Source organism: Sphingomonas sp. PWP1-2 (genome assembly GCF_049898305.1).
Taxonomy (GTDB): Bacteria; Pseudomonadota; Alphaproteobacteria; order Sphingomonadales; family Sphingomonadaceae; genus Sphingomonas; species Sphingomonas glacialis.
This window is the reverse complement of sequence record NZ_JAFCXM010000004.1, coordinates 103,198-120,762: the sequence shown is the minus strand read 5'-3', so window position 1 is coordinate 120,762 and position 17,565 is coordinate 103,198. Positions and strand designations below refer to the sequence as shown.

Sequence of the window (17,565 nt, the reverse complement as noted above, 5' to 3'; positions counted from 1 at the left end):
AACGATTGTGCCAAAAAAGGCGTCGGCGCGGGTTGAGGCGAGGGCATAGCCTGCTATACGCCAAGCGATAAAGGCGTATCCCCGCCTTGATAATGCCGTAAAAGCGGCGCTGCAGAGGGTAGAAGCAGACGATGCGTAGGATCGGGATCAAATCGATCGTGCTGGCGGCGAGCCTCGCGATCTCGAGCATCGGAGCGGCCGACGCCGCGCCGCAACCCGCCCCGATCGCGCCTGTCGCCAAACCCGTCGAAGCCGCGCCGGTCGCCGCTTCGCCCGCCACGGTGCAAGCCGCCCCCGCCGCAGTCGCTGCCCCCGCAGTCTCGAACGATCCGATGCTCGCGGTCGACGGCGCACCCGCGATGGCGATCGACCCCAATCTCGGCCAGCCGGTCGACGGGCTGATCACGATCCAGCCGCAGGTCACGCCGAACGGCAAGCAGGCGCTGTGGTTCCACAATTGGCTGCTCGTGCCGACGATCACGATCATCACGATCTTCGTGCTGCTGCTGCTCGTCTGGGTCGTCATCCGCTATCGCCGCGCCAACAACCCGGTCGCGTCGAAGACGTCGCACAACACGATCCTCGAAGTGCTGTGGACCGGTGTCCCGGTGCTGATCCTGCTCGGCCTCGCGCTCCCCTCAATCGGGCTGCTGCAGGCGCAGTACAAGCCCGCGCCGAAGACCGCGGTGACGCTCAAGGCAATCGGCAACCAATGGTATTGGTCGTATCAATACCCCGACAATGGCGGGTTCGAGATTACCGCGAACATGCTCAAGGAAGCGGGCGAGACCGGCAAGGGCGAGCGCGCACGGACCGCGATCGACGGTCCGCGACTGCTCGCAACCGACAATCGCGTCGTGCTCCCGGTCGGCGTTCCGATCCGTCTGATCACGACCTCGAACGACGTGATCCACAGCTGGGAAATCCCGGCGTTCTGGATCAAGCTCGACGCCGTTCCGGGCCGCCTCAACGAGACGAGCTTCACGATCGACAAGCCCGGCGTCTATTTCGGCGTCTGCTCCGAGCTCTGCGGCGCGCGCCACGGCTATATGCCGATCACGGTCGAGGCGGTGACCCCCGCGGTCTATGCGCAGTGGGTCAAGGCCAAGGGCGGCACGATGCCGGGTGCGGCAGCAGCGCCCGCCACCGCCGAGCCCGCCACCGCCACGCCCGCGGTCGACGTGACCGCGAACGTCACCGGGCCGGTCGCCGACGGCGCAGCTACCGGACCTGTCAGAAACACGAGCGCGACGGCCAATGCCGCCGGCGCCGGCACAGTTGGACAATAAGCCATGACCGACTCCGCTCTCACCGGACACGCGTTCGACGCGCACCCGCATTCGGATGCGCACGCGCATGACGATCACCAGATGTCGTTCTTCGCGCGCTGGTTCATGTCGACCAACCACAAGGACATCGGGACGCTGTACCTGATCTTCGCGATCACCGCGGGAATCATCGGCGGCGCCATCTCGGGGCTGATGCGCGCCGAACTCGCCGAGCCGGGCATCCAGTATCTCGGCTATTGGGCAAGCTTCCTGCCCGGTGGCGAGCAGGGGCTCGATCACTCGCTCCATCTGTGGAACGTGCTGATCACCGCGCACGGTCTGATCATGGTGTTCTTCATGGTGATGCCCGCGATGATCGGCGGTTTCGGCAACTGGTTCGTCCCGATCATGATCGGCGCGCCCGACATGGCCTTCCCGCGGATGAACAACATCTCGTTCTGGCTGCTGATCCCCTCGTTCACGCTGCTGCTCGCTTCGCCCTTCTTCGGTGGTGCCGGCAACGGCTGGACGCTGTACGCGCCGCTCTCGACCTATGGCGAGCCGGGACCGTCGACCGACATGGCGATCCTGTCGCTTCATCTCGCGGGCGCCTCGTCGATCCTCGGCGCGATCAACTTCATCACCACCATCTTCAACATGCGCGCGCCGGGCATGACGCTGCACAAGATGCCGCTGTTCGTGTGGTCGGTGCTCGTCACCGCCTTCCTGCTGCTGCTGGCGCTGCCGGTGCTCGCGGCCGCGATCACGATGCTGCTGACCGACCGCAACTTCGGCACGACCTTCTTCGATCCGGCCGGCGGCGGTGATCCGATCCTGTACCAGCATCTGTTCTGGTTCTTCGGCCACCCCGAAGTCTACATCATGATCCTGCCGGGCTTCGGCATCGTCAGCCAGGTGATCTCTACCTTCTCGAAGAAGCCTGTGTTCGGCTATCTCGGCATGGCCTACGCGATGGTCGCGATCGGCGTGGTCGGCTTCGTCGTGTGGGCGCACCACATGTTCACGACGGGCCTCAGCGTGAACACCAAGATGTACTTCACCGCAGCGACGATGGTGATCGCGGTGCCGACCGGCATCAAGATCTTCTCGTGGATCGCGACGATGTGGGGCGGTTCGCTCAGCTTCAAGACGCCGATGCTGTGGGCGATCGGTTTCATCTTCATGTTCACCGTCGGCGGCGTCACCGGCGTCGTGCTCGCCAATGGCGGCATCGACGATTACATGCAGGACAGCTACTACGTCGTGGCGCATTTCCACTACGTGCTGTCGCTTGGTGCGGTGTTCTCGCTGTTCTGCGGCTTCTATTACTGGTTCCCGAAAATGTCGGGGAAGATGTACAACGAGACGCTCGGCCAGATTCACTATTATGTGTTCTTTGCCGGCGTGAACGTGCTGTTCTTCCCGATGCACTTCCTCGGCCTGCAGAACATGCAGCGCCGCGTGCCCGACTACACCGATGCGCTGGCGCATTGGAACTGGGTCGCGACGCTCGGCTACAAGATCATGGCGGCATCGATGCTGGTGTTCTTCGTCAACGTCATCTGGTCGCTCGCCAAGGGTAAGCCCGCTGGCGACAGCCCCTGGGGCGAGGGTGCCACGACGCTCGAATGGACGCTGTCGAGCCCGCCGCCATATCACCAGTTCGAGACGCTGCCGCGGATCGACTGAGCTTGCGACCCTCGCCGCCCGTGCGGCGAGGGTCGATCTTTTTCTCCCCTCTTGCTTGCGAGAGGGGTAGAGGTGGGCGCGCGCTCACCCCGCGACTCAGCGCCCGTTTTGGAGCGTGAGCCCACCCCCAGCCCCTCCCGCACGCGGGAGGGGGGTAGAAATGAAATGACCGTAACCACGCTTACCCCCACCGCGACGCTCCCCGCCGACTGGCGCGATTTCTTCGCGCTGACCAAGCCGCGCGTCATGCGGTCGGTGGTGTTTACCGCGCTTTGCGGGATGCTCGCGGCGCCGGTGCAGCTTCCGTTCGTGCTCGGCTTCACCGCGATCCTGTGCATCGCGCTGGCCGCAGGCTCGGCGGGGGCGCTCAACCAATGGTACGAGTCCGACATCGACGCGCTGATGAAGCGCACCGCCAAGCGTCCGCTCCCGGCGGGCAAGATGGAGCGCGAGACCGCGCTGCAGTTCGGCGTCGGGCTCGGGGTCTTCTCGGTGCTGTTGATGGGGATGGCGATCGGGCTGCTCGCCGCGACGCTGCTCGCCGCATCGATCCTGTTCTACGTGCTCGTTTACACCGTCGGCCTCAAGCGCCGCACGCCGCAGAACATCGTCATCGGCGGTGCCGCGGGGGCATTCCCGCCGCTGATCGGCTGGGTCGCGGCGACCGGCAGCATTTCGACGCTCCCGCTGCTGATGTTCGCGATCATCTTCCTGTGGACTCCGCCGCACAGCTGGGCGCTCGCGCTGCTGATCCGTGATGATTACGCCAAGGGCGGCGTGCCGATGCTCCCCGTCGTGGCGAGCGCGCGCACGACGCGCTGGCAGATGCTGTTCTACGCCGTGCTGATGGCCGCCGCGGCCGTGTCGCCCTGGGCGCTCGGCCTGGCTGGCGCGACCTACGGGATCATCGCGGCGGTGACGTCGGCGATCTTTGTCGGGCTCACCGCCTGGGTCGTCGTCCAGCGCGCGGCGACGCCGGCCGAGATGAAGGCCGAACGCTTTCTGTTCGTCTATTCGATCGGCTATATCCTCGCGATCTTCGCGACCCTCGCAATCGATCGGCTGACCACATGAACCCCGACCCGCGCCCCGACCTGTCGATCCCGCACGCCGACCTCGTCCGCAAGCGCCAGCGCACGCGCGCAGCGGTGCTGGGCGTGATTCTCGGTGCGTTCGTCGTCCTGGTGTTCGCAATCACCATCGCCAAGATCAAGGCGGGGATGCCGCACTGATGGTGCTCGACGGCAAGCTTCGTACCGCGCTCTTTGCCGTTCTGGGCATTTGCTTCATGACCGGGCTCGGCTGGGCGAGCATCCCGCTCTACCGGATGTTCTGCCAGGCGACGGGGCTCAACGGCACGACGCAGCGCGCGTTGCGCGCGCCCGGTGCGGTCAACCAGCAGATCCGCATCGATTTCGACACCAATGTCGCGCCGCACATGCCGTGGAAGTTCGCGCCCGAGAACCCGTCCGAGACGGTCGATATCGGCGCGCGCGACATGGCGTTCTTCACCGCGACCAACACGTCGGACAAGCCGATCACGGGCACCGCGACGTTCAACGTGACGCCGTCGCAGGCGGGCAAATATTTCACCAAGATCCAGTGCTTCTGCTTCACACAGCAGACCTTGAAGCCCGGCGAGACCGCAAGGATGCCGGTGATCTTCTTCGTCGACCCCAAGATCCTGCAGGATCCCGACGCAAGCGACGTCCAGACGATCACGTTGAGCTACACGTTTTACCCGGTGGATTCCGCGAAGGCCAAAGGCTAGAGCAGGGTCACGGGACGAGATAGAGACCAGAGCAGAGGGAAAACCCATGGCCGGTGCGAAGAACCACGATTACCATATTCTACCACCGAGCATTTGGCCGTTCGCCGGATCGATGGCTGCGCTCGTGATGGCAGCTGGCGGGATCATGTGGATGCATTCGTCCGCTGGCGGTGGTCTGGTGTTCTACGCCGGGTTGGCCGGCGTGCTCGCGGTTATGTACGGCTGGTGGCGCCAGGTCATCGTCGAGGCGCATGCCGGCGACCATACCCCGGTCGTCCAGCTCCACCTACGCTATGGCATGATCCTGTTCATCGCCTCCGAAGTGATGTTCTTCGTCGGCTGGTTCTGGGCGTTCTTCGACTTCTCGCTCTTCCCCGCGCACATCGCGTACGATTCGGTCGCCAAGACCGTCAGTGTCGTCACCGACACGGCGGGCACCTGGCCTCCGAAGGGGCTCGAGGTCATCAATGCCTTCCGCTTCCCGCTGCTCAACACGCTGATCCTGCTGACCAGCGGCACGACGATCACCTGGGCACACCATGCGCTGATCCACGGCGACCGCGACGGCCTCAAGAAGGGGCTGTGGTGCACGATCGTGCTCGGGCTGATCTTCAGCTGCATCCAGGCGTACGAATATGCCGACGCGCCGTTCCCCTTCAAGGGGCTCAATTATGGTGCGTCGTTCTTCATGGCGACTGGCTTCCACGGCTTCCACGTGATGATCGGCACGGTCTTCCTGATCGTCTGCCAGATCCGCGTCTACCGCGGCGATTTCACCCCCAAGCAGCATTTCGGCTTCGAAGCGGCGGCCTGGTACTGGCACTTCGTCGACGTCGTGTGGCTGTTCCTGTTCGTCTCGATCTATGTCTGGGGTGGCTGGGGCGCACCGGTCCACGCAGGGTGAGCCTGTGACCGAGCAGCGGGCGAAGGCCGTGGCGCCGACGCCCGTTGCCGCAGCGCTGAAGGGCCTGTGCCCGCGCTGCGGCGCGCCCGGGCTGTTCAAGGGTGTGCTCGACTTCAGCGATCGCTGCAAAGTCTGCGGGCTCGATTTCACCACGTTCAATGTCGGTGACGGGCCAGCGGCGATCCTGACGCTGGTGCTCGGCGCGATCGTCGTCGGGCTCGCGATCACGATCCAGCTGGCATACGGCCCGCCGATCTGGCTGCAGATGCTGATCTGGCTGCCGATCACCGTCGTCAGTGTGGTCGGATCGCTGCGGATCGCGAAAGCCGCGTTGCTCGGTTCCGAATATCGCACCGCCGCGCACGAGGGGCGGATCGCGCCGCCCGAGACGCTGCCGTGAAACGTGTCCCGCTGATCCCGACACTGATCGTCGGCATCGCGATCGTCGCGATGATCGGACTCGGCATCTGGCAGCTCGAGCGCCGCAGCGAGAAGGCCGCGCTGCTCGCACGCTATGCGCGCAACGTGACGTTGCCGCCGATGGCATTCCCGCGCGACCCGACCGACGCAAAGCTCCTTTTCCGCCGGGCGAGCGCGCTGTGCCTGCAGCCGATCAGCTTTGCGATCGAAGGTGGCCGCAATGCGCGCGGCGGCACCGGCTGGCGCCAGATCGCAAGGTGTCGTACGGGTGCCGAAGGACCGGGCTTCACGGTCCAGCTCGGATTCGGCACCGATCCGCACGCCAAGCCCGTCTGGAAGGGCGGGCCCGTCACCGGATATCTGACCTACGCGCCCGACCATGCGGCGCTGATCGCCGGGATGGTCGGGGAAGGCGCGCCCAAAGTTCTGATGCTTGTCGCCGATCCGCCGGCGGCTGGGCTCGACCCCAATCCCGGCCCCGATCTCGACGCGGTGCCCAACAATCACCTTGCCTATGCGGTACAATGGTTCGTGTTCGCGAGCCTTGCCGCAATTATCTATGCCGTGGCCTTGCGGCGGCGAACGGTTGCCGAGTCGGCTCCACCCCGCTAACCGCTACCGCCATGCGCTATATCAGCACGCGCGGCTCCGCGCCGACCCTCGACTTTCGCGACGTAACGCTCGCGGGCCTTGCCAAGGATGGCGGACTCTATCTGCCCGAAAGCTGGCCGAGCTTCTCGGCCGCGCAGATCGCCGCGATGCAGGGGCTGTCCTATGTCGAAACCGCGGTCGCGGTCATGCTGCCCTTCGTCGAGGGCACGCTGAGCGAAGACGATCTGCGTACGCTGTGCACCCAGGCCTATGGCCGCTTCGCGCACGCCGCGGTGGTGCCGCTCGCGCAACTCGACGAACGCAACTGGCTGCTCGAGCTCTTCCACGGCCCGACGCTCGCCTTCAAGGACGTCGCGCTGCAGCTCCTGGGCCTGCTGTTCGAACGCTTCCTCACCGGATCGACGCAGCAGGTCACCGTGGTCGGCGCGACCTCGGGCGATACGGGATCGGCGGCGATCGACGCGCTTGCGGGGCGCGCCGGGGTCGATGTCTTCATGCTCCACCCCAAGGGCCGCGTGTCGGACGTTCAGCGCCGTCAGATGACGACAGTGATCGCGCCCAACATCCACAACATCGCGCTCGAGGATGCGAGCTTCGACGACGCACAGGCGCTGGTGAAGGCGATGTTCAACGATCCTGCCTTCTCGGGCAAGTTCGCGCTGTCGGCGGTCAATTCGATCAACTGGGCGCGGTTGATGGCGCAGATCGTCTATTATTTCTACGCCGCCGTCCGGCTCGGCGCGCCCGAGCGCGCGGTCGCTTTCTCGGTGCCGACGGGCAATTTCGGTGATGTGTTCGCAGGCTATGTCGCCGCCAAGATGGGGCTGCCGGTCGCCAAGCTGATCGTCGCGACCAACGTCAACGACATTCTCCACCGTGCGCTGAGCGCGGGCGACTATTCGCAAGGCACCGTCGTGCCGACGCCGAGCCCGTCGATGGACATCCAGGTTTCGAGCAATTTCGAGCGGTTGTTGTTCGATCTCGGCGGGCGCGACGGTCATGCACTCGCCGATCAGATGCGCGGGTTCGAGACGTCGAAGGCGATGCGCCTGACGAACGCGCAGCGCGAAGGCGCGGCCGCACTGTTTGCAAGCGACCGGATCGATCTCGACGACATGGCGCTGGCGATGCGCTGGGCGTGCGAGGCGAGCGGCCAAGTGATCGACCCGCACACCGCGATCGGCCTTGCTGCCGCGCGCCGTGCCGATCTGCCCGCCGATGTGCCGATCGTGACGCTGGCGACCGCGCACCCCGCCAAGTTCCGCGACGCGGTCGAGCGCGCGACCGGGCAACGCCCGGTCCTGCCGGCGCGAATGGGTGACCTGTTCGAGCGCGAGGAACGCTACGCCTCGCTGCCGGGCACGTTCGAGGCGGTGACGGCGTATATCGCCGAGCGGGCGAGCGCACGGTAATGGGCCCTTTGCTCACGCTCATCGCCGAACCCTGGCAGGATTACGGCCTCGTCGACTCCGGCCACGGCCGCAAGCTCGAGCGCTACGGCCGCTTCCGCTTCATCCGCCCCGAACCGCAGGCGATGTGGGCGCCCGCGTCGGACAGCTGGGAAGCCGATGGCGACTTCATCGGCGCGTCGGACGAGGATGGCGGCGGCCGCTGGCATCTCTCGCGCGACGTGCCGCGCGGCGGCTGGCATGTCCGCTGGAACGAAGTGCTGTTCACCGCGCAGAACACGCCGTTTCGCCACTTGGCGTTCTTCCCCGACATGGCGCCGCAATGGGAATGGATGCGCGGCAAGGTCGCCGAGGGCGATCAAGTGCTCAACCTGTTCGGCTATACCGGGGTCGGGACGCTCGCGCTTGCCGCCAAGGGCGCAGCGATGACGCATGTCGATGCCTCGAAGAAATCGGTCGATGCCGGCAAGGCCAACGCTTTCCTGTCGGACATGTCGGATCGGCCGATCCGCTGGATGGTCGACGACGCCGCCAAGTTCGCCGCGCGCGAAGTGCGGCGCGAGAAACGCTATGACGGGATCTTCCTCGATCCGCCCAAGTTCGGACGTGGCCCCGATGGCGAAGTGTGGAAGCTCGAGGAAGGCCTGCCCGGCCTGATCGCCGATTGCCGCCGCTTGCTCGACAAGGACAGCAAGTTCCTCGTCCTCACCGTTTATGCCGTGCGGATGTCGGCATTGGCGATCGGCGAGGTAGTGCGCCAGGCGCTGTCCGATCTCGGCGGGACGGTCGAAGTCGGCGAGATGGCGGTGCGCGAGGAAGCGCGCGGGCTGTTGCTGCCGACCGCGATCTTCGCACGCTGGACGCGGTAACGGCGCCGTTGCTCTGAGGCTGGTCAGTGCGGCGTGGCTGGGTCGCGCAGCACGATCTCGAACACCAGGCCGCGCCCCGCGGGGCCGGGCGTGATCGTCAGCGTGCCGCCGTGCGCGCGTGCGATCCGCTCGACCAGCGACAGGCCGATGCCCGATCCTTCGATGCCGCGATCGGCGCCGCGCCAGAGGCGGTCCTTTAGCCGTGCAAGCTGCGCCGCTGGTACGCCGATGCCGTCATCGGTCACGCTCAACCGTGCGCCGGGGCCCGCCCGGGCGATGATCGCCGTGCCGACGGGCGTGTATTTCGCGGCATTGTCGACCAGGTTCTCGAGCGCGAGGATGATCGCATCGGGATAGCCGTGGACCGGAGCGACATCGGTCGTGGTCTCGAACGCGATCGACCGGCCGCCGGTAACGATGCCCGGTGCCCGATCGGCGACCACCTGCGTGGCGAGCGCGACCAGATCGAACGCCTCGGCCTCGACGACGTGCGGCTGCTCGAGCTCGGCGAGCGCGAGCAATTGCCCGATGACGCGCGCCGCGCGATCGACCGACGCCATCAGGTCGGCACGCACCCCCGCATCGGCGACCGCGTCGGCGCGCAGCCGGATCGCGGCGAGCGGGGTGCGCAGTTCATGCGACACATCGGCGGCGAACGCGCTCTGGATGTGGAGCGCTGCGACCAGCCGGTCGAGCGCGGCATTGGTCGCCTCGGCGAGCGGCTCGGCCTCGGTGGGAAGCACCCCGCGCGGCAAGCGCGTGTCGAACGATTGCGGGCCGATCGTCGCCGCGATCGCCGACACCGCGCGCATCCGCAGCGTCAGCCGCCGCGCGAGCAGCACGCCGATCAACGGCACCAGCGCGGCGATCGGCAGCGTCAGCAAGGCGAAGCGCTTGAGGAAGGTGCGCACGATATCGTCGGTGATGACCTCGGGGTCGGTGTCGTCCTGCGACACGACGATCCAGCCGCCGCGCGTCGGCAGGCTATACCCCTCGACCGCGCCCCGACGGAAGAAATGCGCGCGACTGTCGAGCGGTGCCGCGGCAAGCACGGCGCGCCGCGCGGGGCCGCTGCTGCGGTCGATCCGCCGATCGCTGCCGAAGGTGGCGACCGCCATGCCGTTGATCAGCGGGATGGCCGCGATCGTGCCAGCGCCGTCGGCGCGCGCCGCCGCGACGACCTGTGCCTGCCGAACGAGCAAGCTGCGCTGGAAACGATCGGCGGTCTGGTGGAGCAGCGTGGTCGCGCTCCACAGCAACACCAGCGTCGCGATCAGTGCGACCGCGATGTGCAGCACAACGAATTGCCCGAGCAGCGAGCGCGGCGCGCGCATCATGCCGGCGTGGCGAGCAGCATATAGCCGACGCCGCGCACCGTCTCGATCCGCGCACCCGTCGCCGCCTCGTCGAGCCGCTTGCGCAAGCGGTGGACATAGACCTCGATCGCATTCGATCCGAGATCGCCGTCGAGCCCGAACAGATGGTCCTCGGCGATCCGCTTGGGGACGACCTTGCCGACGCGGCGCAGCAGCAGCTCGAGCAATTCGGTCTCGCGCGCCGACAGGCCGAGCACGCGATCGCCGACCGAGGCGACGCGCGTCTCGACCGCGAAGCTGAGCGCGCCGCATTGCAGCGCGCGTCCGACATGCCCGTCGCGCCGCCGCAGGATCGCGAGCAGCCGGGCATGGAGTTCGTCGAGGTCGAACGGCTTGACCATATATTCGTCGGCGCCGGCGTTGAGCCCGAGAATCCGCGCGTCGATCGCCCCGCGTGCGGTCAGGACGAGGACGGGACGCGTATCGCCGCGCGCGCGCATTCGCGTGAGCAGGCCCATCCCGTCGCCATCGGGCAGGCCGAGATCGAGCAGCACCGCGGCATAGTCGCTTGCTTCGAGATAGGCTTCGGCGGCTTCGATCGTCGACGCATGGTCGATCGCGACGCCGCGCCGGACCAGCGCATCCGCCAGCGCCGTCGCGACCGCGGGCTCATCATCGACCAATAGTACGCGCATCGGACCTTTTCTGTGTGCACTGCGGCATCTGTAAGCCGACTGTAAGCGAGCGCGCCTAGGGCTGACAGCCAAATCACAGCAGGTCCTTCGATGCACACGACCGTTCCCCCCCAGGCGCTGCCCCCCACCCGTAGCCTGTCGCGCGCGACGCAAATGCGCTGGCTCGGTATCGTTGGAGGGGTGGCGATCGGCTTGGCGCTGTTGTGGAGCGCGCTCGCCGCGCTGTTCCACCACGATGCAGCACCGCCGCCGACGACCCCGCCCGGCACGCTCCGGCTGACACGCGAGCAAATGGCGGGGCTCAAGACGCTGCGCGTCGGTGTCGGCGAGTCGGATCATCGCACGCTGGCGAGCGGGGCGATCACCGTCGACGGCGATCGCAGCACGCCGGTGCTGCTGCCCTATGCCGGGCAAGTCGTGAAAGTGCTCGCCGATGCCGGGCAATATGTGAAGCCGGGGCAGCCGCTGCTCCTGATCCAGACGAGCGATTTCGTCGATGCGCGCAGCGGCCTGTTCAGTGCACGCGCGGCGTTCCAGAACGCGCAAGCACAACTCGCCACTGCGACCCGCAACGCCGAACGCCAGAAGCAGATCTTCGAAACCGCAGGCGGCGCGCAGAAGGATTATCAACAGGCACAGACCGACCTGATCGCGGCGCAAGCGACGGCGCGCACCGCGGCGGCGGCGCTCGGCGCGGCGCGCGACAAGCTCGCGATCCTCGGCAAGTCGGCGGGCGAGATCGGCGCGCTCGAACGTGTCGGCGAAGTGTCGGGGATCCACGACCGCACGACGCTTCACGCCCCTGTCGGCGGTCTGATTGCATCGCGCGACGTGGCGGCGGGGCAATATGTCGCGCAAGGCGGCGACAAGCCGGTGATGACGATTACCGATCCGTCGCACGTCTGGCTGATCGCGCAACTCGCCGAGGGCGATGCGAGCGCAGTGCATGTCGGCGATAGCGTGACGGTCACCACCCCCGCGCTGCCGGGGCGCAGCTTCCACGCGACGATCGACCTGGTCGGCGCCGCGCTCGATCCGCAGACGCACCGCTTGCCGGTGCGCGCGACGATCGCCAATCCCGACGGCGCGCTGAAACCGCAGATGTTCGCCAGCTTCTCGATCCAGCGGGCGCAGCAGAGCGCGGCGCTGCGCGTTCCGGTCGCGGCGGTGATCCATGAAGGCGATAGCGCGCGCGTCTGGGTTGTCCGGCCCGATGGGCTGTTGCAGGCGCGCGCCATCACCGCCGGCGACGAGCAGGACGGCCAGGTCGTCATCCTGAGCGGGCTCAAGCCGGGCGAGCGGATCGTCACGGCGGGCGCGTTGTTCGTCAACGAGGCTGGTCTGGGCGAATGAACAGAATCGTCGAATTCTCGCTGCGCCAGCGGCTGCTGATCGTCGGTATCTTCGCCGCCATGCTGGTGGCGGGGGCGATCGGCTTCTGGAACCTCAATATCGAGGCCTATCCCGATCCCGTCCCGCCGATGGTCGAGGTCATCACGCAGACGCAAGGCCTGTCGGCCGAGGAGATGGAGCGCAACGTCACCATCCCGATCGAAGTCGGGATGGCGGGTATCCCGCATCTCACCGCGATCCGCGCGATCTCGCTGTTCGGCCTCTCGGACATCAAGATCCAGTTCAGCTATGATCTCACCAACGAGGCCGCTAAGCAGCAGGTGATCAACCGCCTGTCGCAGCTCCCGCCTTTGTCGGGCGGTGCGCAGCCGACGCTGTCGCCGACGAGTCCGGTGGGCGAGATCTATCGCTACAAGATCACCGCGCCGCCGGGCTATTCGGTGATGGATTTGAAGACGCTGCAGGACTGGGTGCTGCAACGCCGCTTCAAGCGCATCCCGGGCGTGATCGACGTCACCGGCTGGGGCGGCAAGCTGCGCGCCTATGACGTGGTGATCGACAATGACCGGCTCGCGGCGCACGGCGTCACGGTGTCGCAAGTGCTCGCTGCGCTTTCCAAGAGCGACGGCAATGTGGGGGGGCAGACGATCAATTTCGGCGCACAGGCGGCGATCGTCCGCGGCGTCGGGCTGATCCAGTCGGGCTCGGGAATCGAGAACGTGCTGGTCGGCAGCGCGAACGGCCAGCCGATCCTGTTGAAGGACGTCGCGCGCGTTCAGATCGGCAACGAGCCGCGGCTCGGCATCGCCGGATACAACAATGAAGACGACATCGTGCAGGGCATCGTGCTGATGCAGCGCGGCGCGCAGTCGATGCCGACGATCCAGGCGGTGCAGAAGGAAGTGTCCGACATCAACGCCTCGGGGCTGCTGCCGCCGGGCGTGCATCTCGACCGCGTCTATGATCGCTCCGATCTGATCAAGCTGACGATCCACACCGTGCTCGAAAATCTCGTCGCCGGGATCGCGTTGATCTTCTTCCTGCAATGGGCCTTCCTCGGGAACCTGCGCAGCGCGATCATCGTCGCGGCGACGATCCCGTTCGCGCTCGCCTTCGCGATCCTCATCCTCGTGCTGCAGGGCGAAAGCGCGAACCTGCTCTCGGTCGGCGCGCTCGATTTCGGGCTGGTGGTCGATGCGAGCGTGATCATGGTCGAGAATGTCTTCCGCCACATGGTCGAACGTTCGGCGCATGTCGAAAGCGGGCGATTGGCTGGAACCGGGGGGCATTACACGCTGGCGAGCCGCTTCTCGGCGGTGCTCGGCGCGAGCCATGAGGTCAGCCGCGGGATCTTCTTTGCCGCCGCCATCATCATCGCGAGCTTCCTGCCGCTGTTCACGCTGACCGGGGTCGAAGGACATATCTTCGGTCCGATGGCGAAGACCTATGCCTATGCCATCACCGGCGGGCTGATCGCCACCTTCACGGTCGCCCCGGTGCTCGCGACGCTGCTGCTCCCCGACAAACTGTCCGAGGTCGAGACGTGGATCGTCGGCAAGCTGCGCCGCGCCTACGAACCCGCCGCCGCCTTCGCGCTCGGCAACCGCGTGCTTGCGGTCGGGGGCGTGTTGCTGCTGCTCGTCGCGGCGATGGTCGGGGTGCGCTCGCTCGGGATCGAATTCCTGCCACATCTCGAGGAAGGCAATATGTACATCCGCGCGAGCCTGCCTGCGTCGATCAGCCTCGAGGCGGGGCAGCCGGTGGTCGACGGCGTGCGGCGGATGATCGCCAGCTACCCGGAAGTCGAATCGGTGCTCTCGGCGCATGGCCGGCCCGATGACGGGACGGATTCGACGGGCTTCTTCAACGCCGAATTCTTCGTGCCGTTGAAGCCGTTCGGGACATGGCCCGCGGGCGTGACCAAGGAGACACTCACCGCCGAACTGTCGAAGAAGCTCCAGGCGAAATACCCGGGCGTCGACTTCTCCTTCTCGCAATATATCGAGGACAATGTCGAGGAAGCCGCCTCGGGGGTGAAGGGCGCCAATTCGATCAAGCTGTTCGGCCCCGACCTCGCGACGCTCGAAAAGTATGCCGATCAGATCAAGGACAAGATGGCCAAGGTCCCCGGCATCGTCGATCTCGGCGTGTTCCAGTCGCTCGGGCAGCCGACCGTGCGGATCGACGTCGATCGCGCGCGCGCCTCGCGCTACGGCCTGACCCCCGACGACATCAACGCCACCGTCGCCGCGGCAATCGGTGGGCAATCGAGCGCCGATCTGTACGAGAAGGGCACCGACCGCCACTTCCCGATCATCGTTCGCCTACGCGCCGAACAGCGCGACAGCATCGATTCGATCCGCCGCATCACCGTCGGTGCGCCTTCGCCGAACGGGACGGGGACGATCCAGGTGCCGCTGTCGGAAGTCGCCGACGTGAAGCTGACCTCGGGCGCGTCGTTCATCTATCGCGAGCATCAAGAGCGCTACATCCCGATCAAATTCTCGGTCCGCGGGCGCGATCTCGGCGGTGCGGTCGATCAGGCGCGCGCGGAGATCACGCGGAGCGTCCATCTTCCGCCGGGCTATCATCTCGAATGGGCGGGCGAGCTCGACAATCTCAACAATGCCGTCGCACGGCTGGAAGTCGTCGTGCCGATCAGCCTGCTGCTGATCCTGCTGCTGCTCTACGCCAATTTCGGCTCGATCCGCGACAGCCTGCTGGCTTTTTCGGCGATCCCGATGGCGATCATCGGCGGCGTGGTCGCGCTCGCGGTGTCGGGGACGGCGTTCAGCATTTCGTCGGCGATCGGCTTCGTCGCGCTGTTCGGGATCGCGGTGATGGACGGCATCCTCGTCGTCACCACCTTCAATCACGCGATCGACGAGGGCGTCGCGCGCTCAGGCGCGATCGCGACGACGGTGCGGCACAGCCTGCGTCCGGTGGTGATGACCTGCCTCGTCGCGGCGATCGGTTTGCTGCCGGCGGCCTTGTCGAACGGGATCGGCAGCCAGGTTCAGAAGCCGCTCGCTCTGGTCGTGGTCGGTGGGATGACGCTCGCGCCGATCCTGATCCTGCTCGTGCTGCCGGTGCTGATCGACCTGTTCTCGCATCGTGTCGCGCCCGAGGATCGCGGCGCGCATGGCCGCGATGTCGGGCATCATCCGCATCCCGCGGCCGAGGGGGAGACGCTGGCATGAAGCGGATCGCCATCAGCCTGCTCGCGCTTGGCGTGAGCGCCTGCGCAATGGGGCCGGGCGCGGTGGTGCCGCCGGTCGCGCTGCCCCCGGCGATGGCGCCGCAGAGCTTTGCGCCGCCGCAGGGGCCGACCCAGGTCACCCGGCTTGCCGAAGTTCCGCGCGAATGGTGGCGCGCCTTCGGCAGCATCGAGCTCGATGCGCTGGTCAGCGAAGCGCTCGGGCATGCGACGGACATCGCGGTCGCCGACGCGACGCTGCGCCAGGCGCGCGAGCAGGCATCGGCCACCGCAGGCAGCGCGCTGCCGCAGGTCGACGCGAGTTACCAGGCGCAGCGCACGCGCGTGTCGAATGCGCTCTCCCCTGCGGTGATCGATTCGAACCAGCAGCTCTACACGCTCCACACCGCGCAGCTTAGCGTCAGCTACAATCCCGATCTCTTCGGCGGCATCAAGACGCGCATCCGCTCGGCGCGCGCGCTGGCCGAAGTGCAGCGTCACCGGCTCGACGCCGCGCGCACCACGGTGCTCGCCAATCTCGTCCAGGCGGTAATCCAGCGCGCCTCGCTCGCCGACCAGATCGCGGCGCTCCAGACGAGCGTCTCGGTCAATCGCGACATCCTCGCGCAATTGCTGAAGCGGCAGCAACTCGGCGCGGTCGGCGCGGCGGATGTGGCGACGCAACAGGCGGCGCTCGCCAACGCGCAGAGCGCGCTTCCCGCGCTGGTCCGCGCCGAGGCGCATCAGCGCGTCGTCATCGCCACGCTGATCGGGCGTACCCCTGGCAGCACGCTCCCGGCGCTGCCGTCGCTGGCGGCGCTCGCGCTGCCGCAGGATTTGCCGGTGCTGCTGCCATCAGACCTGGTCGCGCGACGACCCGACGTGGGCGCGGCGCGTGCGCAGCTCGAGGGCGCTGCGGCCGATGTCGGGACGGCGATCGCGGCACGACTGCCGAGCATCCAGCTCGAGGCCACCGGCGGCGGCACCGCGCAGCATTTGTTCGATATGTTCAAAAGCGGCAATCCGTTCTGGTCGGTGTTCGGCGGTGTGACGCAACCGATCTTCCACGCCGGCGCCCTGCGGCATCAGCAACGCGCCGCCGAGGCGGCACTCGATGCGGCCAAGGCGCAATATCGCGCGACCGTGCTCCAGGCGTTCGGCGACGTGTCGGATGCGCTCACCGGGCTCCGGACCGATGCCGACGCTTATGACGCGGCGTCGCGCGCGGGCGATTCGTCGGCGCGTGCGCTTGGCTTCATCCGGCGGCAGCTCGCGCTCGGCGATGTCGGGACGCTCGCCTTGCTCAACGCGACCGCGACCGATGCGCAGGCGCGCTCGCTCGTTATCCAGGCGCGGGCGGCGCGGCTCAGCGATACCGTCGCCTTGTTCCAGGCAGCGGGTGGTGGCGTGCCGCCGAGCTAAGCGCGGATCAATCGAAGTGCAGATACGCCGGGTCGAAATCGGCGACGCGGCACAATGCGTCCCAATCCTGCACCACGAACATCCGGCGCTCGCGGGCGATCAGCTGCTCGGCCTCGAGATTCTGCAGCATGCGGTTGACGTGCACCGGGGTGAGCGCGGTCGCGTCGGCGATCTGTTCCTGGCTCATTGGCAGTTCGAAACGGCGTTGCGCGTCGTCGAGCGGCGGCCCTTCGCGCCGATAGATCAGCTCGCACAGCAAATGCGCGATCCGCGTCCGCGCGTCGCGCCGACCGACGTTGAGGATCCATTCGCGCTGGATCGATCCGTCGATCAAGCTGTCGCGCCACAACGCGCGCGCGACGTTCGGGCGCGCGTCGATCGTCGCGCGGATCGCCTCGATCGGGATCCAGGCGATCCGCGCCTCGTTGAGCGCCTGGACATTATGGTCGGCGGTGCGCAGTTCGAGATGGTGGAGATCGACGATATCGCCGCGGCGGTGGAAGGACAGGATCTGGCGCTGCCCGACGCCGGTCAGTTTGCTGCGAAAGGCGTGCCCTTCAAGGACCAGGCTGCAGTCGCGCACCATTTGCCCGTCGCGCAGGAGGTAGCCGTTGCCGCGCACGTTCTGCATACGAATCGGC

General features: G+C 66.9%; 16 protein-coding genes. 13 read left to right on the top strand and 3 right to left on the bottom strand.

Translation table 11 applies throughout. From position 1 onward, the window contains the following. The first annotated feature begins 131 nt into the window (after positions 1-131). The 10 genes from coxB to ACP7C5_RS11515 all read left to right on the top strand — a co-directional run bounded on the left by coxB (position 132) and on the right by ACP7C5_RS11515 (position 8,942). Positions 132-1,289, top strand: coding sequence for a cytochrome c oxidase subunit II (gene coxB / locus ACP7C5_RS11560; RefSeq protein ID WP_426264363.1), 1,158 nt, complete (start codon positions 132-134; stop codon positions 1,287-1,289). A 3-nt stretch (positions 1,290-1,292) separates the two neighbouring features. Further along, positions 1,293-2,957 (top strand): cytochrome c oxidase subunit I, encoded by a 1,665-nt coding sequence (gene ctaD, locus ACP7C5_RS11555; RefSeq protein WP_426264362.1) that lies wholly within the window; start codon positions 1,293-1,295, stop codon positions 2,955-2,957. Positions 2,958-3,122: 165 nt separating this feature from the next. After that, positions 3,123-4,031 carry a heme o synthase gene (locus tag ACP7C5_RS11550; protein ID WP_322161936.1) on the top strand — a complete coding sequence of 303 codons (909 nt, stop codon included), beginning with the start codon at positions 3,123-3,125 and terminating at the stop codon, positions 4,029-4,031. Beyond that, positions 4,028-4,189 carry a hypothetical protein gene (locus ACP7C5_RS11545; protein WP_165954550.1) on the top strand — a complete coding sequence of 54 codons (162 nt, stop codon included), beginning with the start codon at positions 4,028-4,030 and terminating at the stop codon, positions 4,187-4,189. Before ACP7C5_RS11550 ends, ACP7C5_RS11545 begins: the two co-directional genes overlap by 4 nt. Then, positions 4,189-4,728 carry a cytochrome c oxidase assembly protein gene (locus ACP7C5_RS11540; RefSeq protein ID WP_189676351.1) on the top strand — a complete coding sequence of 180 codons (540 nt, stop codon included), beginning with the start codon at positions 4,189-4,191 and terminating at the stop codon, positions 4,726-4,728. Before ACP7C5_RS11545 ends, ACP7C5_RS11540 begins: the two co-directional genes overlap by 1 nt. A 46-nt stretch (positions 4,729-4,774) precedes the next feature. Continuing rightward, the gene (locus ACP7C5_RS11535) at positions 4,775-5,632 is read left to right on the top strand and encodes a cytochrome c oxidase subunit 3 (RefSeq protein ID WP_133191492.1); all 858 of its coding nucleotides are present in this window, start codon (positions 4,775-4,777) and stop codon (positions 5,630-5,632) included. Positions 5,633-5,636: 4 nt separating this feature from the next. Then, entirely contained in the window at positions 5,637-6,032 is a 396-nt protein-coding gene (locus tag ACP7C5_RS11530) for a DUF983 domain-containing protein (protein ID WP_426264361.1), read from the top strand. Next, on the top strand, positions 6,029-6,664 hold the full coding sequence (locus ACP7C5_RS11525; protein ID WP_426264360.1) for an SURF1 family protein: 636 nt from the start codon (positions 6,029-6,031) through the stop codon (positions 6,662-6,664). The genes ACP7C5_RS11530 and ACP7C5_RS11525 overlap by 4 nt, the downstream gene beginning before the upstream one ends. 11 nt (positions 6,665-6,675) lie before the next feature. Continuing rightward, positions 6,676-8,076 carry a threonine synthase gene (gene thrC, locus ACP7C5_RS11520; protein ID WP_426264359.1) on the top strand — a complete coding sequence of 467 codons (1,401 nt, stop codon included), beginning with the start codon at positions 6,676-6,678 and terminating at the stop codon, positions 8,074-8,076. Beyond that, a complete protein-coding gene (locus ACP7C5_RS11515) occupies positions 8,076-8,942 on the top strand; it encodes a class I SAM-dependent methyltransferase (protein ID WP_189676347.1) in 867 nt (288 codons plus the stop codon). The genes thrC and ACP7C5_RS11515 overlap by 1 nt, the downstream gene beginning before the upstream one ends. 23 nt (positions 8,943-8,965) lie before the next feature. On the opposite strand, the gene ACP7C5_RS11510 is transcribed toward ACP7C5_RS11515, so the two are convergent. Together ACP7C5_RS11510 and ACP7C5_RS11505 are read right to left on the bottom strand one after the other, a co-directional pair. Continuing rightward, positions 8,966-10,279: a sensor histidine kinase gene (locus ACP7C5_RS11510; RefSeq protein ID WP_426264358.1), complete on the bottom strand. Its 1,314-nt coding sequence runs from the start codon at positions 10,277-10,279 to the stop codon at positions 8,966-8,968. After that, the gene (locus ACP7C5_RS11505; protein WP_426264357.1) at positions 10,276-10,953 is read right to left on the bottom strand and encodes a response regulator; all 678 of its coding nucleotides are present in this window, start codon (positions 10,951-10,953) and stop codon (positions 10,276-10,278) included. Before ACP7C5_RS11505 ends, ACP7C5_RS11510 begins: the two co-directional genes overlap by 4 nt. 90 nt (positions 10,954-11,043) lie before the next feature. Here ACP7C5_RS11505 and ACP7C5_RS11500 point away from each other — a divergent pair, with 90 nt between their 5' ends. From ACP7C5_RS11500 to ACP7C5_RS11490, 3 genes are read left to right on the top strand one after another with little or no spacing between them, the layout of a single operon-like run. After that, positions 11,044-12,306, top strand: coding sequence for an efflux RND transporter periplasmic adaptor subunit (locus tag ACP7C5_RS11500; protein WP_426264356.1), 1,263 nt, complete (start codon positions 11,044-11,046; stop codon positions 12,304-12,306). Then, complete coding sequence (locus tag ACP7C5_RS11495; protein ID WP_426264355.1) at positions 12,303-15,506, top strand: efflux RND transporter permease subunit; 3,204 nt, start codon at positions 12,303-12,305, stop codon at positions 15,504-15,506. The genes ACP7C5_RS11500 and ACP7C5_RS11495 overlap by 4 nt, the downstream gene beginning before the upstream one ends. After that, entirely contained in the window at positions 15,503-16,924 is a 1,422-nt protein-coding gene (locus ACP7C5_RS11490) for an efflux transporter outer membrane subunit (RefSeq protein ID WP_426264354.1), read from the top strand. Before ACP7C5_RS11495 ends, ACP7C5_RS11490 begins: the two co-directional genes overlap by 4 nt. A 7-nt stretch (positions 16,925-16,931) precedes the next feature. Here ACP7C5_RS11490 and ACP7C5_RS11485 read toward each other — a convergent pair whose 3' ends face one another. Then, positions 16,932-17,555: a Crp/Fnr family transcriptional regulator gene (locus ACP7C5_RS11485; protein ID WP_426264353.1), complete on the bottom strand. Its 624-nt coding sequence runs from the start codon at positions 17,553-17,555 to the stop codon at positions 16,932-16,934. Positions 17,556-17,565: the final 10 nt, after the last annotated feature.